Genomic DNA, 24,602 nt, shown 5'->3' with positions numbered 1-24,602 from the left:
GTCCGTCAGGCCAACTCCGGGCGTCATGCATGATCAGACGCCGGGGTCAGAGGGGAATGGAAATACTTCCATTCCCCTTTTTCATTACAGTGGAGCGTCAATATCAACGATGTTGATCAGCTTGTGATTGACGAATTCCTTAATACCCAGACCGATCAGTTCACGACCAAAGCCGGAGTTCTTGATGCCCCCGAATGGCAGGTCTGCCTTGGGAATGAGCGGATGGTTGATGAACACCATGCCCGTCCGGATGCGAGATGCCACATGTGCGCCACGGGTTTCATCCTTCGTAAAAACGGCACCACCCAGCCCATAGGGGGAGTCGTTTGCGATGCGTACCGCGTCCTCTTCGTCCTTGGCGCGATAAAGCTGCGTCACCGGCCCAAAGAATTCCCAGTGCCGGGCTGCATTGTTGCCATCCAGTCCCGTCATCAGCAGGGGACGGAAGAAAGAGCCTTTTTCTGGTACGGGTGCACCAATGACCTCAACCTTCGCACCATGCTTTCTGGCCTCTTCGACCTGACGTTCCAGATCGTCCTTCGCGCCCTGAGAACAGACAGGTGCAAGCGTTGTCGCCGGATTCATTGGGTCGCCAGCCTTCAGCTCGGCAACACCCTTCTTATATAATTCCAGAAAACGGTCATAAACGGCGTCTGCCACGATAAGGCGCTTGGCGGATACACAGACCTGGCCTGCATTCCAATGGCGTCCAATCACCGCAAATTTTGCCGCCTTTTCAACGTCTGCATCTTCCAGAACGATGAAAGCATCTGCCCCACCCAGTTCCATCATGGATTTCTTGAGTGCTTTGCCAGCCGTAGCGGCGATGATGGTGCCAGCGCCTTCGGAGCCCGTCAGCGCAACGCCAACAACACGGGGGTCACTCAGGATCATCTCGGTATGATGACGGGCCGTGTAAAGATTACGGAACAGTCCAGCCGGAAGCCCAGCCTCCTTCATAAGCTCTTCGCAGATAGCGGCGCATTGCGGCAGGTTCGACGCATGCTTCAGAATGACCGCATTACCGGCAGAAAGCTGCGGCGCAATGATGCGGACGACCTGATAGAAGGGAAAATTCCACGGTTCGATCGCAAGAACAATCCCAAGCGGTTCGTGAACCAGAACAGCTTTGCCCTCGGCAGGATCGGCAACGGGGAGAGATTCCGGTTTCAGCAGCTCTTCGGCATATTTGGCATAATATTCGAAGATTTCGGCGGAAAGGATGACCTCTTTCTTGGATTCCGAGAAAAGCTTGCCCATTTCCAGCGTGCCAAGGCGGGCATATTTATCGACGTCACGACGCAGAATGTCAGCCGCAGCCTTCATGATCCGTGCGCGCTCGGCAAATGAGGTCTCACGCCACTTTTCATAGGCAGCATGGGCCTGGGTCAGAGCCGCCTGAACTTCTGCATCCGTTGCATTCGGAAAGGTTGCCAGCACTTCGCCGGTGAAAGGATTGGTACTTGCGTAAGCCATTCTTACCTCGTGTTGCATATATGGAAAAAGTGACGCTGAGCAGAGCCTGCCCTTTTCATGCAGATGGCCATTCGGTTCCGTCCGCTCCGGGCACGAAACGTATGACTCTCTGTTGAATGGGCGGGGAATGACTCCCTCCTCAGACGATCTTTCCCCGATAAGAATTAGACCGGTCGTATATTATTAGACCGGTCGTCTATAGAATCGAACCAGCAGGAGACGAGGCCTCGCTGCCGTCTTCAGGTATGATCGAGAAAGCTTTTCGTCGCTACCCATGCATTATCAAATGGATGTGAGTCTCTGGTGATCTTGACCATCAGAGTTGCGCCGAGCCACTGCTGATAAAGTGCTTGTGCAAGGATATAGGAATTCATGGCAGACTGGATGGACCCATCCTCCTGCCCCGCCCGGATGATCGCCGTAATGCGTTCGACTGCCTGTTCCGTTCCGTTTTTGAGAATATGGCGCATTCGCTCCGAAAGGTCCGAAACCTCGGCTCCCAACTTAACGATCAGACATTTATCGCCTGTTTTTCCGTCAACATGTGTTTCCCACCAAAACTGGCAGTAGGCGAGAATTCTCTCCCGGCCATTTTTCCCGGACGTTCCGAACATGATGTCCATTTTGGCCAGATAATCAGAGATATAAAGATTGAGAAGTTCTTCACCAAATGCCTCTTTGGACTCAAAATAATGATAAAAAGAGCCCTTCGGAATTCCAGCGACCTCAATGATCTGAGAAATCCCCACTGCCGAAAAACCCTGGCTTCCGATCAGGGGACGAGCCGCATCCACAATGGTGCGTCTGACAAGCATCTGTTTGGTTGCAACGGTCATCTATCATTCATGCGTCCGGTAGCCAGACGGGTCAATATCTTCTCCGGTTTTTGAGGAAACAGGGCGGTTTCAGTCGGAATTCAAGTCATGGATTGTCTCCAGAGGCGATCCGGAACGAACTGGCGTTGAGGCAGGACGTGAATCAAAGGCGGAAAATGGGCGACTTCAAATGGCCTCACTTCTGGGTGTAAGGTCCTTCTCATTCCCAACCGCCTCCGAGCACCTGAAACAGATCAATCTGCCGATCGACCAGATCGATCCGAGCAGATGACAGACGTGTCTGCGCCTCGGCGTAATTCGCTTGCGCGTTAAGGACGTCGAGAAATGGCGTGCGGCCGAAGCGTTGCAGCGTCTCGGCATCGCTGCTTGCCTTGCCAGCGGAGTTCGCAGCCCGGTCCAGATCTTCGAGGCGTTCACGCGTCCGCCTATAGGCCGACAGGGCGGTCTCAGTCTGTTTCAATGCGAGCAGAACCGTTCCGTCGAACGCACCGAGCGCAGCACGGGATTCTGCGCCAGCCTGCATGATACGGGCGCGGGCCAAGACCCGGTTAGGAAAGGACCATGAGACCAGTGGACCAACGCTCAAGCCGAACGACGACAACGTCAGGGCATGCGTGATCGACGTGGTGCTCCCCACCGATCCGCCAAGGCTGACCTTGGGGTAGAGATCGGCTTCGGCGACGCCAATACCAGCTGTCGCCGCAGCGAAAAGTCGTTCTGCCTTTCTGATGTCGGGACGGCGCCTCAATAGTGCTGCTCCATCGCCAACCGGCAGCGGGAGGACAAGCGACGGGATTATGGTGCATGCCTCCAGTGCGTGCGGATAGTCCGATGGAACGCGTCCCATGACGGCTGCCAACGCGAACAAAGCGCTTTTCTGATCGGCGAGGATGTCCGGAATGGCGGCTTCGCTCGCGAATGCTGCCGTCCGCGCGCGTTCACTGTCAAAGCGCGTGCCGCGCCCCTCGTTGGCCATACGCAACGCGACATCAAGTGTCGCGCGTTGAACGGCAACAACGTGTCTCGCGGCGGCCAGCGCTACGGCATCGGCACAAACGCGGGCATAATTGCGGGTGACGGTGGCGGCTACGATCACACGCACTTGGTCGCGCGCTGCCTGCGCTGCCTCTGACTGAGCGTTCGCCTCTTCGATTGCGCGACGGATGCCCCCAGCCAGATCGAGAGGATAACTGACGTTCATACCCAGTGCATAGCTGAAGGGTGCTGGCAGAAACCGGGTCGGACCTCCGATCCGCGAGCCAGTTGTTTGCCCACTAAAATCCGTCGTTACGGTGCGTGCTGTCTCTGCTTCGCGTATGAGGGCGTCTGCTCTGCCGAGATTGGCGTCTGCGGTGCGAAGATCAGTGTTTGCCGCCAGTGCTTCGGCAACGAAGGCGTCGAGGCGGGCATCCTTGTAGAGATGCCACCAATGCGGTGGCAAGGATGCCTGAACCACGCCTTCGTCCCTGCTACCAAGGAGCGCCTTCGTCGCCCCAGGGCGATGGACAATGGCCGCGTCAGGAACACGATAATCCGGCCCAGCAACGCAGCCGGTCATCAGAAGCGCCATACACAGCGCGAAAACAGATCTCACAGGTGCCTCCCAACCACGTTCGGGGTTGTTGAGGGCAGGATTTCCACCGTCGCCGTTCGCCCGACGATCAGCTTCGTTCCCGCTGGCACGCGGTCTATGTGCACACGGACAGGAATGCGTTGTGCAAGCCGCACCCATGAAAATGTCGGCGCGACCCTGGGCAGCAGATTTCCGGAGTTGTCGCGCTGGTCGTCGGCGATTGCGGCGGCAATGCTCTCGACATGACCGACGATATCGGCATCGTCTCCCATCAGATGAATGCGCGCGCAATCACCGATGGAGACACTGCGCAGTTTGGTTTCTTCGAAATACCCTTCCACACGCAACGTCTCGGCATCCACCAGCGCCATGGCTTGGGCGCCCACGGCCAGATAATCGCCAGGGTGAAGGTCAAGATTGGTGACGGTGCCCCCGACTGTTGCGCGGATTTCGGTGCGCTGCATGTCGATCAGGGCCACGTCGCGGTCGGCGAGCGCGCGCGTCAGCGCTGCCTCCGTCGTCCTGATCTTTGCGATGTTCTGCTCATGCGCCTCTGTCGCGACGAGATCGCGCAACGCCAGATCGCGCCGCGCCTCCTTGCGCGCCAGATCAAGTTGTGCCCTCGCCTCCGTTATGGCGGCTTCTGCACGTCCGAGCGCCGCGGCCCGGCGCGGTCGATCGAGGACGATCAGGAGCTGTCCGGGGTGCACCACCTGATTGTCATGGACCAGAACCTGGGTAATGAGCCCACCAATATCGGTCGAAACCCGTACGACGTCAGTCCGTACGTGGCCATCACGGGTCCAGGGCGTCCGCTGATTGCGTTCCCACAACTGGAGCGCGACGGCAGCGGCGCTGACGACGAGCCCAAGCGTCAAGGCATGGCGACCCAGAAAAGCAAGAAGGAATTTCATGGAAGGGGTCCGATGATGGAGAGACCCTGCGCGAGCAGGCTGAACAGGATGACGAAGACGGCCAGTTCGACGAACGACCGGATAGAGAGCAGTTTCCACGCGCCGAGGGCGGTGAGCAGACGCAGCAGCACAACGGTGGTTACCAAGGCGATGCAGGCGCCTCCCAACAAGCCGGGAACAAAGACGCTACTGATGCAGAGATCTGGAATCATGCTCTGGCCTCGCTGTTCTGAACAGAAGAAAGCGCGAAACGCAGGTCGATGAGCGGGTCAAGCAGCAGACGGCGCGCCCTCTTCCCGACGGCAATGAGCGCGATCAGCTCTTCAACCCGCGTGCTCAGTTCATCGACTGATGGTGAACCTCTGTCGAAATGATGTGCGAGATCGCGCAACAGGACGCGGATGGCACTGACGGCTTCACTTTCCAGCAGGTCGAGACGCTCGCGAAGACGGCTCACTGCGTGACCAGTGCGAAGGTCCCGCACGATCATGTCGATCGTCTCCGTTGTCGGACGCGCCGAAAGACCCAGACGGGATCGCAGAAGGGCGATGCGATCGATTGTCAGATTGGTCCAGGCGGCTTCGGCGGAAACCCTGCTTCGGACGCGATATGCCGCGTCTCGACGGCCGAGCAGCAGCAGTCGGTTGATCGCGGTATCTGGGGAGACCGTCTGGAACAACGTCATAGTTGCCGCTCCGAAGCCGACCCCCATCAACAGCGCGATGCTGCTGTTGATGGCCTCAGCGAAGTCTCCGCCATAAACAGGGCCCAGCCCGACGAGGATCGGGACAGTCAAGGTGATGCCGAGAGCCATGAAGGCGGTCGACGGCCGAGCCTGCAACGATCCTCCGAACAGAAACGCCGGGGCGAGGACCGCGATCAGCACCCAGAACTCGAAGACACGCGGCAGGACAGTAAAGCTGTAGATCAGGCTGATCGCGATGCCATAGACCGAGCCAAGCATGTATTTTCGGACATACGGCACCGGTGCATCCACATTGCCGAACAGGGCACAGGTGACACCCAACACCGATACAGCCAGCCCTCCATCGGGCCACGCAGACCAAATCCAGAAGAAGCAGCCGAGGGTGATCCCGCAAGCGGCACCCAGACCTGCCCGCGCCGCCATCATCGGATCGCGATGGAAGACATAGCCAGTCGTTTTCCCATCGCCGTGGAGTGGCTCTGTTGCACACTCTGCTGCGCTGGCTTCGGCGCCAAGCCGTTCGATATCGTGAAGGAGACCGACAAGTTCGGCGAGATGACGGGCGATGTTGGCGACAAGGCCGTCGATCAAGGTGGCGTCATCGGCATGGTTGAGCGAACGGGCATTCTGGAACACCCTGTGCGCTTCTGTTCCGCGATCATTCGGCGTGTCCAGAGTGATCCATCTGCGAACTCTGTATAAAAGCTGCGCTAGCTCCTCAGGCATTCCAGGCGCATGGATGAGGGAGAGGCGTTCCTCAACATCGTCGAGGAGCAACAACAGGTGAGCCAGACGATCATGTAAAGTGCGCAACGTTGCGCCGCGTAGACGTGTTGTAACCGGATCATAAGGAAGATGCGTCGCCAGTCCTCGAAGCGCGAGCATGTCCAGAGCCATTCGGTAGCGATCATCGCGACATGAGCTTTCCGGGACGGTGTTCAATACATCGCGGGCCAGTCTTCGGGCATCATGCAGCGTCGTCGCCAGCTTGGCCTGAAACTGGCCGGTCATCGGCCGGGGGAACACATAGCGATGGATCACCACTGCGCACAAAATGCCCAGTGCGATCTCCTGCACGCGCACAATTGCAGTGTCGAAGACTGCGCCAGGCGCCGCAACTGCAGGAAAGCCGATCAGGCTGGTTGTGTAGCCGGACAGCACGAAGGCATAAGAGCGCGGCGTGCGGTCGAGTAGCGACAGAAACAGACCAAGGCCGATCCATCCGGCGAGCACCGCACTGCACACCACTGGCTCGTTGGCGAAGATCGGAACGATTGCCACGGTCGCGAGCGCCCCGACCAGAGTGCCCATCAGACGGTAGAGACCACGACTGAACGAGGCTCCCGCGGTGGGTTGCGACACGAGATAAACGGTGACGATCGCCCAGGAAGGACGCGGCAATCCAATGCGAAGCGCTATGAAATAAGCCAGCATCGCGGCCGCGAAACTCTTGGCGGAAAAGAGCAGCGCTTCACCGTCCGCCCTGAGGGCTGGGTTGCGAAGCGGGGCGATGAGTTGCGGCAGCGTGGGTCTGATCCACCCGTCCTGCCAGAAGGGCCTGAATGTCATAGATTGTTGATAACGAGTTGCAACAACCAGATAAATTAGGTATCCAGACAATCAATCACTGAAAGCTGCCAATACGATGCCGTATCGCTCCTCAGCTATCGCTTCCGTGGACCCGGACACCTCGGATGCAACCGCGATCGCCCACAGGCTCGACTTTGCTGATCATGCATCTGAGGTGCCGACGCACATTCATCGTAAGGGACAGTTGATCCTGGCATCATATGGGGCCGTTACCTGCATCGCCGCCCAGAACGTATGGATCGTTCCCCCAAACTGCGGGATCTGGATTCCGGGCGGGGTGCCGCATAGCGCCAGAGCGACTGCGAACGCCCGCGTCGATTATCTCTTCGTCGAAATTGGTGCGAGCAGCCTTCCCGACCATTGCTGTGCGCTGGAGATAACGCCGATGATCCGGGCGATGATTGATCGTCTGGCTGCCGAGCCAAAAGATTATCCTCCGGATAGTCATGCCGCCCGACTAGCGCGCGTGATGCTCGACGAGCTGGCTGAGATGCCACGGCAGGGTCTCAACCTGCCTGTGTCAGAAAATACCAAAATTCGTGCCATCGCCGATGCGCTGACGACCGAGCCGTCAGATCGCAGTACGTTGGCCGACTGGGCCCAACGGGTTGCGATGAGTGAACGATCTCTGGCCAGACTGATGATTCAGGAAACCGGGCTGACATTCGGCCGGTGGCGACAGCAGCTTCACCTTGTCGTTGCGCTCCGTGAACTGGCGAGTGGTACGAGCGTACAGCGTGTCGCGGCCATGCTTGGTTATGAGTCCGTCAATGCATTTATTACGATGTTCCGAAAGGCTGTCGGCAGCACGCCGTCGCGGTATTTGCCTACCTGTTTGGTCCCGGGGTTTGATGGTTTAGATTTCTGATGAATCTTTCTGGCTCTGAAGTCCATATTTTGCAGACATATTCGTAAGGCGTGAGTCCACTCAGCGTTTTGAGCCTTCTCCCGAAGCTGTAGGCTGCCATGAAGTCGTTGAGGTGGATCTTCAACTGTTCATGGCTGTCGTCATGGAAGCGTTTGACGGTTGCTTCCCTGATTGTCCGGTTCATCCGCTCAATCTGACCGTTCGTCCATGGATGATTGGGTTTCGTCAGACGATGTTCGATCCCGTGGGCTTCGCAGAGGATGGCGAAGCGCGTGGGACGCGACCACACCGTACTTCGATTACGGGGCTGCTCAGCGAACTGGATTCCATTATCGGTCAGAATGGTATACACCCCATAAGGAATGATGCTCAGGAGATGTTCGAGGAATTCTCAGGCCGTCCTCCGATTGGTTTTTTCGACCAGTTGTGTGACAGCGGATTTGCTGGTCCGGTCGATGGCAACGAAAAGATGCAGCTTGCCTTCAGCGGTCTGGACTTCGGCAATATTGATGTGAAAAAAGCCGATGGGATAGCGTTTGAAGCGCTGCCGTTTTGGCTTGTCTCCCTCCATGTCCGGAAGCCGTGAGATCTGGTGACGCTGAAAGCAGCGGTGCAGGGCCGAACGTGTCAGATGAGGAATGCTGGCCTGCAGGGCATAAAGGCAGTCATCCAGCGGCAGTAAAGTATGCCGGCGAAAAGCGACTGCCATGGTTTCTTCGGTTTTTGTCAGGTTTGTTGAACGAGGCTCTTCAGGGCCAGTTTTCTGATCTTCAACAGTCTGGCGCTTGCGCCATTTTGCAACGCTTTTCGGATCGATCCCGAACTCCTCGCTCAGTGCCGCGAGCGAAGCCTGCGATCGCTGTATTGCTGCTCGCACAACGTGCGTGGTCGTGGCGCTGCCATGACGTATCTGTCCCATAAGGCTTCCTTCCACTCACGTGAAATTATCACGCCATCAAACCCCGGGACCAAACATCTAGCCTCAGGACACATTGATTGGAGGTGAGGAGACTTGAAATGCGCGATCTATTTTGGCTGACGGACGAACAAGTGGAGCGTCTACGGCCGTTCTTTCCCAAGAGCCACGGCAAACCTCGCGTCGATGACCGCCGTGTGCTGAGCGGCATCATTTTTGTGAACCGCAATGGTATGCGCCCCGGGAGTACGGTCCGCACAAGACGCTCTACAACCGCTGGAAGCTTTGGAGTGACATGGGCATTTTCATGAGGATGATGGATGGCTTATCTGCTGCAAAGGCCGAGCCCCAGACCATCATAATTGACGCGACATATCTCAAGGCACATCGTACGGCTTCAAGCCTGCGGCTAAAAAAAAGGATCCAGGGCGTCTGATCGGACGGACTAAAGGTGGCATGAATACAAAGCTGCATGCGATCACCGATCAGAATGAACGACCGCTGACTTTTTCATGACTGCGGGGCAGATCAGCGATTATACAGGTGCCGCTGCCCTGCTGGACAGTCTTCCTGCGGCACAATGGATGCTGGGCGATCGCAGGTGTGACGCCGACTGGTTCAGCCATCTGCCTCGCTGTAACCGTAATTTTTTGGCTATAAGCGCTGAGACTAAAAACAAAAATCTCCTCAAAGTGCTGGGTTGACATATAATTTTTCTCGGTGCGCGCGACTTTGTCTTCTTATGAGAAGGCTTTCCGAACTGCAACATCAACCCATATTTTAGAACCCTTCATTGGGGCGGTTTTTTATATCCGAAAATATCATGGGCAATTGCGTCCCCGCACTCTGGCTTCAGCGCCCCGCTTCTCAGATCTTCAGAAATCCTGAAAAGCCATCCACGACCATCGAACAAGGCAAAATTCGGCAGTCTAATTACGCCGAAGGGGAACACAACTTCGGCCGGATTCCTCATTTTGTTTCCACAGACCCTACGCAGGATAGAAAACAGGACAAGTACGCCTCGAAACATGACCCGCGCACCTGTCATCTCCGCAGCGTGCTGACCGGGCGCCTGCCTGCCATGTGGGCAGAGAGAAACTGGCCACAGATACGGAGAAATAACGGCTTCATCTGCTATCGCGAAAGAACTGGCCGGACGCCCCTGACAAGACACCAAGCAATAATGATTTTAACGCGTTTCTGACCAAAGTGAGGACTGCATGACCACAGTTAATAATCTCGCACCGTCCCCACTGCGGACGATCGTTTTACAAGGACGCAACGGAACCATTTCACAGGTTGTCTTGTGCCCGAAGGCCTCGGCCGACTGTCTGGACTATGTGCTGGACTTCTCCACCCTGCTGGCTGGCACAGGCGATACGCTGACCGCGATCCGCTCCGCTGTCGTCACGACGGCCACGGGCGGGGCCTATGACCTTAAGGTCATGTGGTCCGCCGTGGCTGGACCGCTGGTAGTGGCGTTCCTTGCCAGCGGGCAACCCGACACGACACAAAAGATCCTCTTTGAGATCACGACCCAGCAGGGTCGCGTGTATTCGGTGATGGCTGTCCTTCAGATCACAGCGCTGACCGTGGCGACCGCGCCGCCATCTGACTTCACGGCCGACACACTGACGAACGGCAAGGTGCTGATTGCCGGCATCGAGGCGCTGCCGTCCGGCTATTCTGCGAACGGCCGCGTCGTCATGGCCACGGAAAACACAGCCCCCGTGGGGACGCCGTCGTTCGAGAGCGTGACGGCAGGGACGTATTCCGGCGATGGCTCCGGGCTGGATGTCACATCAGGCGGTAAGGTCCAGACGATCGGGCAATGGATCGCAGCCCTGTCCTCGGGCGGCGCTCAGGGCGTGGGGATCAAGGGGATCAATGTGACGCAGGGTACTGTCGTAGCCGGCCAGTCCTCTACCGTCACGCTGACCGCAACCCTCACCGATGGGACCACAACCGCGCCTGCGACGTTTGAGGTTCCGCCCGGAGCAACCGGAACAGAAGCCAAACTGTCAGCAGCGGCAATCAACACAGCCCTCGGTTATACGGCGGCGAATGGGGCTGAGTATTTCCCTCGTTCTATTGATAATAAAAAAGATTCTTCAGGGAATTATAACCTTCCTGAACTAAAAAAACTGCTTTCAGGATTTGATAATTCGGGCGGCATTTATACGATATCTGATCCTGACACATCGAATGGCAACGGAGGGACTGTTAAAAACCCGTTTCTTCAGATAGGTGCATATAACGGGTACTTCGGAACGAACTTCTATGTAATAAAATCTTTGACTAACAATCCTCCCGGGATATTGCTGACAAACAGTACAGGGGAGGAGTTACAAGTAACAGGGTTTTACGACACTTCCGGCAACAGCTATTTTATGTCGATTGGATTTGCTTTAAACGGCAGGTATGCGTCGGATGAAAATGACAATGGATGTTTCGCGTTTGTAAATCCAGATAACAAAGCTGCTCGTTATTGGAAAGTTCAGGCATCCACCAATACAAGTGGCCCCTTCTCCCCTGATTTAAAAATCTCTGCCGGGACGTCAGATTTATCCGCTTGGCAGACTCCTCTTGTGACATTCAACGGAGCAACCAATACCGCCAAATATGCCAATGAGCCGATTGTTGCTGCGACCTACACTTTTGCGACACTCCCTACATCTCCCATCGCATGGCAGCGCGCACTGGTGACAGACAAGGCCATTGGCTCCGGCTCACCGGGCGTCATGGCAATGTGGAACCCGAATACGAAAGCCTGGACGGGACTGAGTGGGGAGGCGCTGGTATGAGGACGATGGCGACCATATGCTGCCAGTCATCGATCAGTTCAAATCCTCTCGTGCATGCCTGCTCCACTACGTCACCTTATCAAAGCCCCATGAAACAGCCCCTGCATCAGTCCGATAGAACTTTTGTCCGTATGGCCTAATGCTGTGAAGGGCTTTTTATGAGGATAAAAAAATTCACTCTGTTTCAGAACCTGCAAGCCAAATATAACAACAGTCCGCTCTGTGGCGTCTGTTTTTCGTGCGTAAGGTTTCAGGTCCATGCCCTCCTCTTCTCACCCTCATTCATTCCGCCTTAACCCCGCGGATTACAGCGCTTTAGTGGGACGTGCCGCTGCCGAGCCCAATCTCTATTGGGCCTGCGAAAGCGAAAGACTGCTCTGGAAGACCGCACCACTCCAGACCCAATGCGAGGAAAAAGGCTGGTTTCCGGGCGGAATGCTCAATGCGAGCGTCAACTGCCTGGACCGCCACCTCGACACCCGCGGCGATCAGAAAGCCCTGATCTGGCAGGCTGAGGACGCCGGGCACGTCTTGACATTTACATATAAAACTCTTCATGAGCGTGTGTGCCGGATGGCGAATGTCCTGCGGGACCAAGGCATTCAGGCAGGCGATCGAGTTGCCATTCATCTGCCTTCCGTTCCTGAAGGTCTGATCGCTATGCTTGCCTGCGCGCGGATCGGAGCGATCCATGTGGTTCTTTTTGGCGGTTTTTCTCCCGAAGCGATTTCCGACAGACTGGCTGACAGCGGTGCAGCTCTGGTGATCACGGCCAATGTCGGGCGGCGAGGTCCCAAAAGAATCCCGTTCAAGGCCACACTGGATGCGGCCCTCGACCTCCGCCCGGAAACCCTTGCCGTCAATACTGTTCTGGTCGTCAGCGTAACGGACGATGAAGTGGGCATGAAGCCGGAACGGGATAGTTGGCTTACCCCTCTTCTGGAAAAAGCCGCACCTGACTGCGTGCCTCAGAACATGCCCTCTTCGGCTCCACTATTCCTGCTTTACACTTCGGGCAGCACTGGCAAACCCAAAGGCATCGTGCACGGAACGGGGGGATATCTGGTCTGGGCCTCCTACACGCATGAACTGGTGTTTGATCATCAGGACGGAGATATCTTCTGGTGCACGGCCGATATCGGCTGGATTACAGGACATACTTATGGAGTTTATGGCCCTCTCCTGAACGGCGGGACGGTTCTGCTGTTCGAGGGTATGCCGTCCTATCCGGGGCCGGGTCGCTGGTGGAATGTAATCCAGGATCACAAGGTTACGACGTTCTATACATCTCCAACCGCCATCCGTGCGCTCATGCGGGAAGGCGACGCCGTCGTGCAGCGTTACGACCTATCCTCTCTGCGTGTTCTGGGAACGGTAGGAGAACCCATCAGCCAGGAAGCGTGGTCCTGGTTCAACGACCATGTTGGTGGCGGTCGCTGCGCTTTCGTTGACACCTGGTGGCAGACCGAAAGCGGCGGCATTATGATTTCTCCCGTTCCGGGAGCCGTTCGCGAAAAGCCTGCGTCAGCGACGCTTCCACTCCCCGGCGTGCATCCGGTCCTTCTGGACGAAAAGGGTACGCCGCGCGAAGGAACCACCGAGGGCGTGCTTTGCCTCAAGGGATCGTGGCCCGGCCGCGCGCTCTCCATCTGGAACGACGATGGTCTTTTCGAGCGCACCTATCTTCAGCCCTATCCCGGATACTATTTCACGGGTGATGGCGCACGCCGTGACGAAGACGGGTACTATTGGATTACCGGCCGGGTGGATGACGTCATCAATGTCTCGGGGCACCGGATCGGCTCTGCTGAAATCGAGGATGCGCTGGCGACTGAGCTGACCATTGCAGAGAGTGCCGCAATCGGCATCCCGCATGATCTGAAAGGACAGGGGATTGTCGTGTACGTCGTCGCACGCGACAATGCGCCAGATGATCTTCACATCCGGGCTGCGAAAGCGATTACGTCGAAAGTAGGCCGCTATGCAGCGCCCGAACGTATCCATGTCGTGCCGGATCTTCCCAAGACCCGTTCCGGGAAAAGCGTTCGCCGTCTTCTTCGCAAGATTGCCTGTGGCGAGACTGAAGGATTTGGCGACCTGTCCACCCTCGCCGATCCTGAGATCGTGGAAACGCTGATCCGCATCATCCAGACACCAGCGGACTGACTGATTAGAGTTGGGCCTGTTCAGACATCGGTTGTCGCACTCGATGTCTGAACGGGGATGAGTGCATCGCTCAGAACGCCAAAGACGACATGCATGAAATAGACGGAAAACGCGGCGACTAGCAGAACAGCAAACAGCTTTCCAAAAATCCTGAAGGCCCCCAGAATCAGTCCACCCAGAAGCAGGAACAGCAGAGCCGTCTGGACCTGTCCCTGAATTCCAAGGCTGCTCAGTACGGAACGGGCCATGACCTCGATGATCGCCACGCCAGCCACCACAATGCCCAGCAGACCCAGGATCAGACCCCACAACGTATCGAGTATGGATTGCATCACGTAATCTGGCACCGGCATAAAGAGGACAAGATCACTCCACAAAGCCATTCTCCGCGGCTTTGGTCAACTGCCATCTGTAGCAGGGATAGACGAATGTGAGGGTGACCGTTACGAAAGGTGATCTTTTCCTGACCGGATTTCTGTTTTCATGGGTCATTTATGACGAATTCGCCTGCCCTGCTGCTGACGATCGTTCAGTCTATTCTCCCGATTCTCGTGACATTGGGCTTTGGCTATTTCGCGGCATACCGAAAAGATTTTGACGCCCAGCAGGCCGGTGTTCTGACACGTCTGGTCATGCTGTATGCGCTCCCTCTGGAGCTGCTGGTTTCCATCCTGAGCACGCCGCGAGGTCAGGTTCTGGCGGCAGGGCCAGTCGCCGCTCTGATCCTGCTGGCCATGATTGGTGGCTATGGATTGATCTTTGCCATCCTGCGCGGCCTGCTCAAACGTCGCCTCGGAGAGGCAGCCCTGATCGCGATGACCATCACCGGTCCGTCCGTGCCCTTCATTGGTATTCCAGTCTTGGGCCAGATTTTCGGCCCGGCAAGTTCCGTACCGATTTCAATCGCATCTTTGGCTATGAATCTGGTTCAGCTTCCGATCACGTTGATCCTGATGGGGCATGACCGTGGGACAGGTCATCGCGTCGGAAATGACGATAAAGCCCGTAGTGACGTCCGCGAACTGTTCGGACACCTAATCCATTCCTGTCGCGAACCCGTGGTCTGGGTGCCCATGATGGCGCTCGTTCTGGTCAGCGCAGGTGCGTTCCTGCCGCAGTTCCTCAAAGGCTCTTTTCAGCTTCTTGGACGCGCAACAGGGGGCGCGGCCCTCTTCGCTTCAGGTGTGGTTCTTTTCACCCGGCAGGTGAAGTTCAGCCCCTTGGTGGGTATCATTGTCAGTGTCCGGAATGTTGTCATTCCCGGCGTCATCTATGCACTGGCCCGCATATGGCATCTGCCCCTGCCTGCGCTTCAGGAAAGCGTCCTGACGATGGCCATTCCCAGTGCGTCAATCAATGTTATCCTTGCCATGCGATATCATGTTCTCGAACGTGAAATTGCATCCGTTCTGTTCTTCGGAACGTTATCCTCAATCTTCACCATGGCATTTTTCATTTGGCTGACAGGCGCATGAGTAGTTTCCTTTTTGTCTGCACGGGCAATATCTGTCGATCTCCTCTGGCCGAACTGGCCATGCGCCGGGAAGCGCGCATGCGAGGGCTGGAGCTGGATATTGATTCGGCTGCGACCGGGCGCTGGAATCTGGGCGAAGCCCCAGACCCGCGTGCATGCACCATCGCGTCCCAACAAGGTCTGGATGCTTCGATGCTACGTTCACGTCTTGTAATGTTGGATGATTTCAGCCGCTTTGATCATATCATCGCTCTGGATCGCTCCCATCTGACTGTCCTTAAGAAAATGCAGCCCCGCGCCTCAAAATCGCACCTTTCGCTCATGCTGGATCATATTCCGACCCGCATGGGACAGGATGTCATTGATCCCTATTATGGGCCTGACAAAGGCTTCGTCAGAACCTGGGAAGACGTTGAAGCCGCCTGCGCTGCGCTCGCAAACGCAACTCTCGGACGACGCACCAAAGAGTGACGCCCCCATAAATCAGTAATGGAGAACTTCATGTCATCCAGACCCGGCATTCTGACGATCGATCCCATTCTTCCATTTATGAGAGAGCGGCTGGAGCAATCTTTTGAACTCCATCCCTACACCACACCCGAAGATCTACAGCGCTTCGCTCCGAGCATCCGCGGCATCACGACTGGAGGCGCCTCCGGAGTTCCAGCCGAAATCATGAACGCGCTGCCCAATCTGGAAGTCATTTCGGTCAATGGCGTAGGCACTGATCGCATTGACCTGCAGGCAGCAAAACGCCGGAATATCCGCGTTGCGACAACCCAGAATACCCTGACAGAAGATGTGGCCGATATGGCCGTCGTCCTGATGATGACCGTAATGCGGGATGTCGTGAATAATGACCGCTTCGTCCGGGGAGGAAGTTGGCCTGATTCCCCTCTTCCCCTGAGTCGCAGCCTGACAAAAAAACGGGTCGGGATTGCAGGTTTCGGTCACATAGGACAGGCCATTGCCAAACGTATCTCAGCTTTTGAGATGGACGTTGCCTATTTCAATTCTCATGCCAAACCTGACACCTCCTACCGCTTCGAGCCTGATCTGAAGAGCCTGGCAGAGTGGTGTGATGTTCTGGTCTTGGCAGTCTCCGGAGGGCAACGCTCCGCAAACATGATCGATAACGACATCCTGACGGCACTGGGAAAAGACGGTTTCCTGATTAATATTGCCCGGGGTACAGTCGTAGACGAAAATGCCCTTCTGGACGCCTTAAAAGAAAAGCGCATCGCCGGTGCAGGACTAGACGTTTTTCAGAACGAACCTGACATAAACCCGGCTTTTTTCTCGCTCACCAATACGGTTCTGCAAGCCCATCAGGCCTCAGCAACCGTAGAAACCAGAAAAGCCATGGGCAATCTGGTTGTGGATAATCTGATTGCCTATTTTGCCGATGGAACTCTCCTCACTCCCCTCGTGTAAATTTATGCCACGAACTGTTCGGCAATAATCCGCTCCGAAAGACCATGATCCGGATCGAACAGGATCGTGGCTTTTCGGGTGCGATCTTCACGCACCACGACTTCGGCAACATCACGAATTTCCGTAAAATCCGCTACGGCTGCTGTCGATCTTTTTTCCGTATCCAAAAGCGTTAGCTTTACGACAGCACTGGAGGGCAAAAGAGCGCCTCTCCAACGGCGGGGGCGAAAGGCAGAAATCGGTGTCAAAGGAAGAATATTCGAGCTCAAGGGAACAATAGGTCCGTGAGCTGAAAGATTATACGCCGTAGAGCCCGCCGGAGTGGAAACAATTATTCCGTCGCAAATCAGTTCTTCAAGACGTGTCCGACCATCAATTTCAATTTTTATTCGGGATGTCTGTCTCGTTTGTCTAAAAAGAAAAACATCATTAAATGCCAGTGCGCTCCTGACAATCCCCGAAGAAGTCGTCGCCGTCATGTGTAATGGATGGAGGACTGAAGGCTGAGCATTTTCAAGGCGACGTAAAAGATCTCCTTCATTGGCGGCATTCATCAAAAAACCAACAGTTCCGTAATTCATTCCATAGATGGCGATACTTCTATCCAAGACCTTATGAAGCGCCTCAAGCATGAAGCCATCTCCACCCAGACAAACAACAAAATCTGCATTGTGAAGATGAGCATTGCCGTACTTTCTTGAAAGCCGCTCCAGTGCTGATTGCGCAGTATCGCTAGAAGACGCAACAAAATGAATTTTCATAGTGGAGCCATATCAATCAAAAGTCAGCAAGAACCTTAACATATTCCTGCCTCAAGGTCGTTATAACAGAAGCTCAATCGAGGCATGCGATCTGGAATGCCCTACAGAAACCCCTTTGTGGACCTAAGGCAAAGCAGGCAGCTGCTATACTCATAGTTTTTTAAACGGCGATGCTGATCCTCTGGCCGAAAAGAGACCGCCGCATATTGTAAATGATACTGATAAATCTGATTTCCATTCTGGCATGGATAATGCCCACTGTTCGGCTACCCAGCCCTGATTATAATTTTTGCGCTGTTTGCGTGTTTCATGGAGAACCAGCTTTAGCGAAGAATGGAATTTGAATAAGACTGTCAAGCAGATCTTGAGCAATCTCTCGTCCTACATCTGAGAGGTCTGTGCAGTAAGGCACGATGTAAAATTTGCCTAGCCTATACCGCAGGTCTAATTGATGGAGATGGGTGCCGATCGATGCCAATTATGGTTTGTCAGCCCCGTTTCAACAGGAATTGACCGCACGAGCTTTTTGTTGGGCTGTCGGCATTCCCCGGCACTCAAAGGTCTACTCCGCCGATGTTTAACTGATCTTTCCAGTTACAGTCCCGGCCTCCCAAAACTACGACTTGTCCTGAACAGGATACGTCATGCCCGAAAGTGCGCGGTGTCGGCAGGTCAATTGGCGTGCATTGGCGCTACTGGCACTCGGCACATACAAGGTGAAAAAATTTGGCTGTTGGGTGATCACCGCTCGAATGACGAACACAAATAAAAATATCTTTCGAACCTATCGGCCGACACACCGCTCAAGGCCCTAGCTGACACAATCATAGCAAGCTGGCTATGCGAACAGGCACATCAGCAACTCAAGACAGAACTTGGGTTGGATCACTTAAGATGAGGAACTGAGTGTTGTTGCAGCCCCGCAGGTTCGCTCAGTCGGGACGAAATGGCCGCCACCATAACTCTGCCTGCAGTAAATTAGGCTCTCCTTGACCACATATCTCATTAAGCGCCAAAATGTTTATTGCCATCCGTGCGGAGGCAAGCTCAACAGCCATCCCAACTCTATTCTAAGAAAACCACGACAGAGAGATTTTTTAAAATCCCCACATACTGATTAAAAGCAAAAATAAGTTTAAATAAACTAATTTATTATTTCTATATTCTGAACCTTAACACGAGGAAAAATTTCCTCTTGAGCCAAAACAGACACAGAAGGATTTATTCTTTCTACTATGCGCCTAATAGGAATCCTAATATTATTAGATACCAGTAGTATCGGCAATTCTCCCTTTTTTGATACATTACCAAAAGAAGTTCTCAAACTAGAAATAAATTTATTCATTTGAGAAGGCGAAAAATTAATTTGCCCGCCCTCTTTTGAAGAAGAGAAATTATCATAGATAATATTCTCCCAATTCGGACTCAGCAATATTACTGGGATATATCCTTGAGAGTTCATAGCGCAAGAACTTATTTGGCGAGCCAACTTAATTCTGACATGCGCGACCAAAGATGAAACTGTTTTTAATCCTTGGCTACATCCATCTTGTATAGATTCCAAAATTCCGATTAAATCCCTAATAGATACTCTTTCCTCAAGAAGAGATTGCAATATTCTCTGTATATTACTTACAGAAATTTGTGATGGAATTAGGTCAGAAATAAGTTTTTGTTGATCGACCGTAATTCCATCGAGTAATTTTTGCGTTTCTGAGTAAGAAAGAAGATCTGCCATATTATCTTTGATTAATTCAGTTAAATGTGTAATAATAACACTAGATGGGTCTACGACTGTATATCCTTGGATAATAGCATTCTCGCGTAAATTTTGGTCTATCCATGATGCAGATAATCCAAAAGCAGGCTCTATAGTTTTTTCGCCTTCAATATCAGGCTCCCGACCTTGAGGATCCATAGCTAAAAGCTTATTCACTTTAATATTACCACTGCCAACTTCTATTTCTTTAATACATAATGAGTAACGGTCAGGTGGCAAATTTAAATTATCTTGAATCCGAACAGGCGGTAATACAAATCCCACATCAGCAGCAATTGTTCTTCGCAACAATTTTATTTTTTCAGTCAAACTACTATTATCTATATTAGCAATAGGAAGTAAATTAAATCCCAGCTCTAATTTCAATAAATCTACTCTGAGAATATTAGAAATAGGAATATCCGTTTGACTCTTTTCCTCTGGAACCGAAATAGAGTCATCTTCATTAATTTTATCGGCAATCGGGAAAACATATCTGAACCAAGATGCTAATGCAGATAAAATTGCCAAAAATAGAAATGGGAAAGCTGGCAATCCAGGCATTATCGCCAAAACCAGTGAACAAACAGCAACTAAAATAAGCGGCTTAGCATTCCCCCCTAATTGCTTTATTAGAACAACATCCGCCCCCCCTTCTGTACCCCCTTTTGTTACAACAATACCTGAAGCCGCAGAAACTAAAAGAGCTGGGATCTGCGAAACAAGTCCGTCACCTATCGTTAGTGTTGTAAAGGCTGCAGCGGCATCTGATACGGTCATCCCATGACGAACAATACCTATTGTCAACCCGCCGACAATATTAATAACAGTTATTATCAAACTAGCAATAGCATCTCCACGAACAAACTTAGATGCACCATCCATCGCTCCATAAAAAGAGCTTTCTTCTTCAAGTTCCTTCCTTTTTTTCTTTGCAATTACATTATTTATACTACCTGAAGATAATTCCGCATCAATAGCCATTTGTTTTCCTGGCATAGAATCCAAGAAAAATCTGGCGGAAACTTCAGAAATTCTTCCAGATCCTTTCGTAATGACCATAAAATTAACAACAAGAAGTATAGAAAACAATATAGCTCCAATAACTACATCGCCTCCCATAAGAAAACCACCAAAAGCTGCAACTACATGCCCTGCAGAATATAAACCTTGATATCCATGACTTAATATCAGGCGGGTAGTTGCTACCTCGAGAGAAAGACGCAACAATGTTGTTAACAACAACAAGATTGGAAAAGATGTGAAATCTAGTGGTCTTTTCAAGAACAATGCTACCATTAAAATCAATATAGCTAATGTAATAGAAATAGCTAAACCGATATCAAGAATAAATGTAGGAAGAGGGAAAATAAGTACAGAAAGAAGGCCCGCGACAAAGACTGCAAGCCCCACATCAGATCCTGGAATTTTTTTTTGGATAGAAGACAAGCCAGGGAAACTTCTAAAGAAATCAGATATTATTCCTGCGTTATTAAAAAAATATCTATCAGTATTATTCACTTTTTCCCACATCTTTCAAAATAAATAAAATTTTTATAAAGTATTTATTTATCAGATTTTATAATTTCGGTCATTGTAACCCCTAAACGAGTTTCATCAACCATAACAACTTCCCCTCTTGCAATTAGACGATTATTGACCAGAATATCAATGGGGTCTCCAATCTTGCGATCTAACTCAACAACAGCGCCTCTTCCTAGCCTAAGAAGCTGATTTATAGGCATAACAGACTTACCCAATACTGCACTAACAGTAACTGGTACAGTATAAATAGCTTCTAAATCAGTAGAAAAATCACAATTAATATTATCAGATAACGAAAAATCTTCTCTTCCCATATCAAATTTATTTTTATCGGTTTCGGACATTTTTCATTCTCTCTATGTTGTTAAAAAAATTCGGAAACTATTTTTCCGATTTTTTCATTTGCATTACGCGATAGGGATCCAGTATCCCAGACTAAATCAAAATCTCCATTTTTCAATGTCTCATCCACATTGAAATTTATTCCTCCTTTAAAAAAATTTGGTAAAAATTCATTTATTTTAGCGAAAAATTCTTTAGAGCAATTTAAACTAATATTTGAATTTTGATCTATAAATTCAAATATTTTCTCAAGAAGTTTTTTAGACTCATTTTCACCATATTTTATTATCAGATTAGGAAATAAATTTAATAAACTATTCAATATAACTGAATATAAATCTTCAGAAAACTGTTTTTTTTTCAAAAGAATTTGTTTTTCTATAGAAGAAAATGCATCCAATAATAATTCATTACTTTTTTCCAATTCTTTTTTGTATTTATCGTATTTTTCTTCTTCTATCCTTACTCCCTCTAAGATACCCTTTTTATAATAATTATCTAAAATTTCATTTGAAATTAAAACTTCTTTTTCATCAACTAATGGAATATATGATTCTTCATTTTTTTTACTTTTTTCTGCAAAGGGCTCCTCAAAATCCTCCAAATATAAAATTTTTTCTTTCTTATGATTTTCTTGTAATTGCTTAATCATCAAACAATCATCTCATTTCCTGGTTGCTGCTGATCAATCATGTCAATTTCTCCACGATCAATTAAACCCTTAGCTACAATAAGAATTTCATTTTGAGCTATATCAACATCTTTAACCCGTACAGGACCTAAGTCCTCAATTTCACTTAAAAGAATTCGACCCGCACGATCAGACATTGATGCAAGAAATGCCTGAAGCAGCCTATCACTTGCCCCCTTCAGGGCTAATGGAAGAATCTCACGTGAAATTTGATTTAAAAGTACTATTAAACTCTCTCCCGATAGATTCGTGAGTTCTTCGAATGTAAACATAAGACTCTTAATTTGTTCAGCGTCATTATGACTTCGTTCTTCTAAAGCTGTCATAAACCGACTTTCAAGTCTTCTATCGAAATTATTAAATATATCCGCTAATACTTCATGACTATTGCGATTTACTCCTCTCGGAATATTAGAAATAAATTCCAATCTTAGAGTTTTTTCTATGCTTTGTATTACGTTTTTTTGTATTGTCTCTGTTTTCAACATTCTCATCATAATATCTAAAGAAAATTCTTCAGGTAAAATTGCCAACACTTTAGCTGCATGAGAAGGTTTTATTCTAGATAAGATAACAGAAACAGTTTGTGGGTATTCATTTTTTAAATAGTTAGCAAGCACTATTTCGGACACATTCCCTAATTTTTCCCACATAGTGCGACCAGCAGGACCACGAATCTCCTCCATAATAGCTGCAGCTTGGTTGGCAGGGAGGGTGCTTTTGAGCAGCTTTTCTGTATTCTCTAGGTCTCCAACCACACCTTCAGCTGTTCCCAGTCCTTGACTAAACTCATGACATACTTTCTCTACAATTTGTGATGATATGATGCCAAGTTGAGTCATCTCTGAAGAAATCTCTCTAATTTCTTCTTCATGCATTTGCTCGAACAATCTAGAACAATTTTCTTCACCTAAAGCCATCATCAAAATAGCTACTTTTTGTACTCCTGAGATATTTTTTTCCATATCCATTATCTTGATACTCCTCCTTGACCAGGAACCAACCATCCTCTTAATAATGAAATACTTTCAGATGGATGTGCACCCACAAGATCTATAACTTTTTGTACAGATGATGCTTTTATTCTACCTTGCACACCATTAACGAAAACAGTCTCTTCATTTGCTAAATCTAAACTATCCTCAGGAGCTTCTAGTATTTGTATTTTTTGTTTTTCGGAATGATTATCCGAAAGGTAGATAGCATTTCTCGAAGGCGCAGTTATCGTTTGAGATTCAGATACCGAATTCAAAGTATTAAAAAGATTTTTATGGCTATTATCTCCAATTGGTTTCAGTAGTGGTCGCACAACAAAAAATAGAACCATTGCAAGGCAGAATACGAACAATCCAAATTTGACAGCTTCCATCTCATTTCTACGGTCGAAAAATTTTCTCCAATTGGAGATTTCAGGCCGCATTTCAGTCCCTATATCGGTAAACTTCATGGACATCACCGTAACAATATCGCCTCGTCTTTGATCAAAACCAACTGCGCTTTTAGTTAACGCAGTTAAACGAGCGAGTTCTTCTTCATTACGCGGTTGCCAAGAAAATTTACCTTTTTCATCAGATTGACTAATGCCGTCCACCATCACGGCCATGCTAATACGTGCAATCCGGGGTTGATCCTGAATTAAAGTACGAACTGTCTTACCTATCTCGTAATTATTAGTTTGCTCTTGCCTGTTGCTCTGGCTTCCATTTTGCTGCTGTCCCGCATTCGCATTTGGAAGGTTATTCGAAACAGTTGTATTGGCAGGTCCCTGAGTATTGATGTTTTTTTCCGTTTTGGTCTGTTGAGAGCGTAAAACCTGCTGGTCTGGATCATAACTTTCCTGTGTTTCACGAATATGATCATTATTCATCGTAACATTCGCTTCTACACGGACATGACCAGGGCCTAATGATGCCCCCAACAAGTCCTCAACTTCATGTGCAATGCGCTGCTCAATAATCTGACGCTGCCCTTCCAAGGACTGGTCACCATTCGCGTTTCCTTCTCCTTGTTTAAGAAGGACATGCCCACGATTGTCTATTAGTGAAATATTATGTGCATCCAACCCCGGAACGGCAGCGGCGACGAGATTGACAATTGCAGCGACGTTCTCCTCATCAAGTCGACGCCCTCCATCCATGGAAAGAAGTACACTTGCCTGTGCATTCTGTTCAGCTGTTGAAAAAAGCTCTCTATGACGCAGAACAAGATGGACTCTGGCATTTTGCACACCATGAATAAGGCGAATAGATCTCTCCAATTCCCCCTCAAGAGCCCGGGTTTCATTGATAGTCTGCTCGAATTGTGTTGCAGTGAAGCTGTTGCCCTTATCAAAAATCTCGTATCCGACCGCTCCGCCAGACGGTAGGCCGTCTTTCGCCAGAAGCAATCTGGCACGAGCAACATCATCATCAGGAACCATGATGGTACTACCTTGGTCCTGAAGACGATATTTGATGTGAGCTTTTGCGAGCTGATCTACAATTTCACCAGCTTCATGAGGCTCCAAATCACGATACAAAAGGCCATTCGTGGCATTAACGCCATGCAGGACCAAAACACCCAGTAGAACCAACATTGATACGCCGACGCCACCGAGGGCGGCCAGACGCGGGAGGCCGAGCTGTTTTAGGTTTTCCAGAAGAGCTTTCACTGATTGCTCTCCTTCCAGTTTTTCAAAGAACCGCAATCGCTGCGATTTCCGTCTGAAAAACCTCCCTGCCCTGCCCACATACGCATTTATTCCTAAA

The 24,602-nt window shown here is 50.9% G+C and carries 20 protein-coding genes and 2 pseudogenes; 7 read left to right on the top strand and 15 right to left on the bottom strand.

Going from position 1 to position 24,602, the window contains the following annotated elements:
• Positions 1 to 84: 84 nt before the first annotated feature.
• The 6 genes from ABDK74_RS12210 to ABDK74_RS12185 form a co-directional block, all read right to left on the bottom strand.
• A complete protein-coding gene (locus ABDK74_RS12210) occupies positions 85 to 1,476 on the bottom strand; it encodes an NAD-dependent succinate-semialdehyde dehydrogenase (protein WP_346004007.1) in 1,392 nt (463 codons plus the stop codon).
• 239 nt (positions 1,477 to 1,715) lie between these two features.
• Complete coding sequence (locus ABDK74_RS12205; protein WP_346004006.1) at positions 1,716 to 2,312, bottom strand: TetR/AcrR family transcriptional regulator; 597 nt, start codon at positions 2,310 to 2,312, stop codon at positions 1,716 to 1,718.
• A gap of 199 nt (positions 2,313 to 2,511) precedes the next feature.
• Positions 2,512 to 3,906 (bottom strand): TolC family protein, encoded by a 1,395-nt coding sequence (locus tag ABDK74_RS12200; RefSeq protein WP_346004005.1) that lies wholly within the window; start codon positions 3,904 to 3,906, stop codon positions 2,512 to 2,514.
• Positions 3,903 to 4,799: an HlyD family secretion protein gene (locus ABDK74_RS12195; RefSeq protein WP_346004004.1), complete on the bottom strand. Its 897-nt coding sequence runs from the start codon at positions 4,797 to 4,799 to the stop codon at positions 3,903 to 3,905. The genes ABDK74_RS12200 and ABDK74_RS12195 overlap by 4 nt, the downstream gene beginning before the upstream one ends.
• The gene (locus ABDK74_RS12190; RefSeq protein WP_346004003.1) at positions 4,796 to 5,011 is read right to left on the bottom strand and encodes a DUF1656 domain-containing protein; all 216 of its coding nucleotides are present in this window, start codon (positions 5,009 to 5,011) and stop codon (positions 4,796 to 4,798) included. The genes ABDK74_RS12195 and ABDK74_RS12190 overlap by 4 nt, the downstream gene beginning before the upstream one ends.
• Positions 5,008 to 7,074 carry an FUSC family protein gene (locus tag ABDK74_RS12185; RefSeq protein WP_346004002.1) on the bottom strand — a complete coding sequence of 689 codons (2,067 nt, stop codon included), beginning with the start codon at positions 7,072 to 7,074 and terminating at the stop codon, positions 5,008 to 5,010. Before ABDK74_RS12185 ends, ABDK74_RS12190 begins: the two co-directional genes overlap by 4 nt.
• Positions 7,075 to 7,150: 76 nt before the next feature.
• Between ABDK74_RS12185 and ABDK74_RS12180 the strand changes: the two genes are divergently transcribed.
• Complete coding sequence (locus ABDK74_RS12180; protein WP_346004001.1) at positions 7,151 to 7,963, top strand: helix-turn-helix transcriptional regulator; 813 nt, start codon at positions 7,151 to 7,153, stop codon at positions 7,961 to 7,963.
• On the opposite strand, the pseudogene ABDK74_RS12175 reads toward ABDK74_RS12180, so the two are convergent.
• A pseudogene (locus tag ABDK74_RS12175) lies at positions 7,923 to 8,882 on the bottom strand (IS481 family transposase). The gene ABDK74_RS12180 and the pseudogene ABDK74_RS12175 sit on opposite strands and share 41 nt — an antisense overlap.
• Positions 8,883 to 8,980: 98 nt before the next feature.
• On the opposite strand from ABDK74_RS12175, the pseudogene ABDK74_RS12170 reads away from it, so the two are divergent.
• Both ABDK74_RS12170 and ABDK74_RS12165 read left to right on the top strand, forming a co-directional pair.
• Positions 8,981 to 9,499: pseudogene (locus ABDK74_RS12170) on the top strand (IS5 family transposase); the annotation flags it as partial.
• A gap of 600 nt (positions 9,500 to 10,099) precedes the next feature.
• A complete protein-coding gene (locus ABDK74_RS12165) occupies positions 10,100 to 11,683 on the top strand; it encodes a hypothetical protein (protein ID WP_346004000.1) in 1,584 nt (527 codons plus the stop codon).
• Between the two features lie 71 nt (positions 11,684 to 11,754).
• Here ABDK74_RS12165 and ABDK74_RS12160 read toward each other — a convergent pair whose 3' ends face one another.
• Complete coding sequence (locus ABDK74_RS12160) at positions 11,755 to 11,943, bottom strand: hypothetical protein (protein ID WP_346003999.1); 189 nt, start codon at positions 11,941 to 11,943, stop codon at positions 11,755 to 11,757.
• Between ABDK74_RS12160 and acs the strand changes: the two genes are divergently transcribed.
• Positions 11,942 to 13,849 (top strand): acetate--CoA ligase, encoded by a 1,908-nt coding sequence (gene acs / locus ABDK74_RS12155; protein WP_346003998.1) that lies wholly within the window; start codon positions 11,942 to 11,944, stop codon positions 13,847 to 13,849. The genes ABDK74_RS12160 and acs overlap by 2 nt on opposite strands.
• A gap of 20 nt (positions 13,850 to 13,869) precedes the next feature.
• Here the strand turns inward: acs and ABDK74_RS12150 are convergent, their stop codons facing one another.
• A complete protein-coding gene (locus ABDK74_RS12150) occupies positions 13,870 to 14,181 on the bottom strand; it encodes a hypothetical protein (RefSeq protein WP_194255405.1) in 312 nt (103 codons plus the stop codon).
• Between the two features lie 162 nt (positions 14,182 to 14,343).
• On the opposite strand from ABDK74_RS12150, the gene ABDK74_RS12145 reads away from it, so the two are divergent.
• The 3 genes from ABDK74_RS12145 to ABDK74_RS12135 are packed head-to-tail and all read left to right on the top strand — an operon-like array spanning position 14,344 to position 16,757.
• Positions 14,344 to 15,324, top strand: a complete 981-nt coding sequence (locus tag ABDK74_RS12145; protein ID WP_346003997.1) for an AEC family transporter — start codon at positions 14,344 to 14,346, stop codon at positions 15,322 to 15,324.
• Positions 15,321 to 15,794, top strand: coding sequence for a low molecular weight protein-tyrosine-phosphatase (locus ABDK74_RS12140; protein ID WP_346003996.1), 474 nt, complete (start codon positions 15,321 to 15,323; stop codon positions 15,792 to 15,794). Before ABDK74_RS12145 ends, ABDK74_RS12140 begins: the two co-directional genes overlap by 4 nt.
• 30 nt (positions 15,795 to 15,824) lie before the next feature.
• Positions 15,825 to 16,757 carry a 2-hydroxyacid dehydrogenase gene (locus tag ABDK74_RS12135; protein ID WP_346003995.1) on the top strand — a complete coding sequence of 311 codons (933 nt, stop codon included), beginning with the start codon at positions 15,825 to 15,827 and terminating at the stop codon, positions 16,755 to 16,757.
• A 2-nt stretch (positions 16,758 to 16,759) separates the two neighbouring features.
• On the opposite strand, the gene ABDK74_RS12130 is transcribed toward ABDK74_RS12135, so the two are convergent.
• From ABDK74_RS12130 to fliF, 6 genes are all read right to left on the bottom strand, one after another.
• Positions 16,760 to 17,518 (bottom strand): NAD kinase, encoded by a 759-nt coding sequence (locus tag ABDK74_RS12130; protein ID WP_194255387.1) that lies wholly within the window; start codon positions 17,516 to 17,518, stop codon positions 16,760 to 16,762.
• Between the two features lie 1,144 nt (positions 17,519 to 18,662).
• Complete coding sequence (flhA, locus tag ABDK74_RS12125; protein ID WP_346004225.1) at positions 18,663 to 20,756, bottom strand: flagellar biosynthesis protein FlhA; 2,094 nt, start codon at positions 20,754 to 20,756, stop codon at positions 18,663 to 18,665.
• A gap of 86 nt (positions 20,757 to 20,842) precedes the next feature.
• The gene (fliN, locus tag ABDK74_RS12120; protein ID WP_346004224.1) at positions 20,843 to 21,136 is read right to left on the bottom strand and encodes a flagellar motor switch protein FliN; all 294 of its coding nucleotides are present in this window, start codon (positions 21,134 to 21,136) and stop codon (positions 20,843 to 20,845) included.
• 50 nt (positions 21,137 to 21,186) lie between these two features.
• Complete coding sequence (locus ABDK74_RS12115) at positions 21,187 to 21,816, bottom strand: hypothetical protein (protein ID WP_346003994.1); 630 nt, start codon at positions 21,814 to 21,816, stop codon at positions 21,187 to 21,189.
• The gene (locus tag ABDK74_RS12110; protein WP_346004223.1) at positions 21,816 to 22,820 is read right to left on the bottom strand and encodes a flagellar motor switch protein FliG; all 1,005 of its coding nucleotides are present in this window, start codon (positions 22,818 to 22,820) and stop codon (positions 21,816 to 21,818) included. Before ABDK74_RS12110 ends, ABDK74_RS12115 begins: the two co-directional genes overlap by 1 nt.
• Before the next feature lie 5 nt (positions 22,821 to 22,825).
• Complete coding sequence (gene fliF, locus ABDK74_RS12105; protein WP_346003993.1) at positions 22,826 to 24,505, bottom strand: flagellar basal-body MS-ring/collar protein FliF; 1,680 nt, start codon at positions 24,503 to 24,505, stop codon at positions 22,826 to 22,828.
• Positions 24,506 to 24,602: the final 97 nt, after the last annotated feature.

Origin of the sequence: Gluconobacter sp. OJB, from assembly GCF_039638275.1 — a bacterium.
Lineage (GTDB): Bacteria > Pseudomonadota > Alphaproteobacteria > Acetobacterales > Acetobacteraceae > Gluconobacter > Gluconobacter cerevisiae.
Note: the sequence above shows the minus strand (reverse complement) of the source record. Positions and strands in the feature narration are given on the sequence as shown.

What these genes read in the sequence shown, in the direction of transcription:
- ABDK74_RS12210 (WP_346004007.1), bottom strand. Translation starts at nt 1,476, where the DNA reads ATGGCTTACGCAAGTACCAATCCTTTCACCGGCGAAGTGCTGGCAACC.
- ABDK74_RS12205 (WP_346004006.1), bottom strand. Translation starts at nt 2,312, where the DNA reads ATGACCGTTGCAACCAAACAGATGCTTGTCAGACGCACCATTGTGGAT.
- ABDK74_RS12195 (WP_346004004.1), bottom strand. Translation starts at nt 4,799, where the DNA reads ATGAAATTCCTTCTTGCTTTTCTGGGTCGCCATGCCTTGACGCTTGGG.
- ABDK74_RS12190 (WP_346004003.1), bottom strand. Translation starts at nt 5,011, where the DNA reads ATGATTCCAGATCTCTGCATCAGTAGCGTCTTTGTTCCCGGCTTGTTG.
- ABDK74_RS12185 (WP_346004002.1), bottom strand. Translation starts at nt 7,074, where the DNA reads ATGACATTCAGGCCCTTCTGGCAGGACGGGTGGATCAGACCCACGCTG.
- ABDK74_RS12180 (WP_346004001.1), top strand. Translation starts at nt 7,151, where the DNA reads ATGCCGTATCGCTCCTCAGCTATCGCTTCCGTGGACCCGGACACCTCG.
- ABDK74_RS12165 (WP_346004000.1), top strand. Translation starts at nt 10,100, where the DNA reads ATGACCACAGTTAATAATCTCGCACCGTCCCCACTGCGGACGATCGTT.
- acs (WP_346003998.1), top strand. Translation starts at nt 11,942, where the DNA reads ATGCCCTCCTCTTCTCACCCTCATTCATTCCGCCTTAACCCCGCGGAT.
- ABDK74_RS12160 (WP_346003999.1), bottom strand. Translation starts at nt 11,943, where the DNA reads ATGGACCTGAAACCTTACGCACGAAAAACAGACGCCACAGAGCGGACT.
- ABDK74_RS12150 (WP_194255405.1), bottom strand. Translation starts at nt 14,181, where the DNA reads ATGCAATCCATACTCGATACGTTGTGGGGTCTGATCCTGGGTCTGCTG.
- ABDK74_RS12145 (WP_346003997.1), top strand. Translation starts at nt 14,344, where the DNA reads ATGACGAATTCGCCTGCCCTGCTGCTGACGATCGTTCAGTCTATTCTC.
- ABDK74_RS12140 (WP_346003996.1), top strand. Translation starts at nt 15,321, where the DNA reads ATGAGTAGTTTCCTTTTTGTCTGCACGGGCAATATCTGTCGATCTCCT.
- ABDK74_RS12135 (WP_346003995.1), top strand. Translation starts at nt 15,825, where the DNA reads ATGTCATCCAGACCCGGCATTCTGACGATCGATCCCATTCTTCCATTT.
- ABDK74_RS12130 (WP_194255387.1), bottom strand. Translation starts at nt 17,518, where the DNA reads ATGAAAATTCATTTTGTTGCGTCTTCTAGCGATACTGCGCAATCAGCA.
- fliN (WP_346004224.1), bottom strand. Translation starts at nt 21,136, where the DNA reads ATGGGAAGAGAAGATTTTTCGTTATCTGATAATATTAATTGTGATTTT.
- ABDK74_RS12115 (WP_346003994.1), bottom strand. Translation starts at nt 21,816, where the DNA reads ATGATTAAGCAATTACAAGAAAATCATAAGAAAGAAAAAATTTTATAT.
- ABDK74_RS12110 (WP_346004223.1), bottom strand. Translation starts at nt 22,820, where the DNA reads ATGGAAAAAAATATCTCAGGAGTACAAAAAGTAGCTATTTTGATGATG.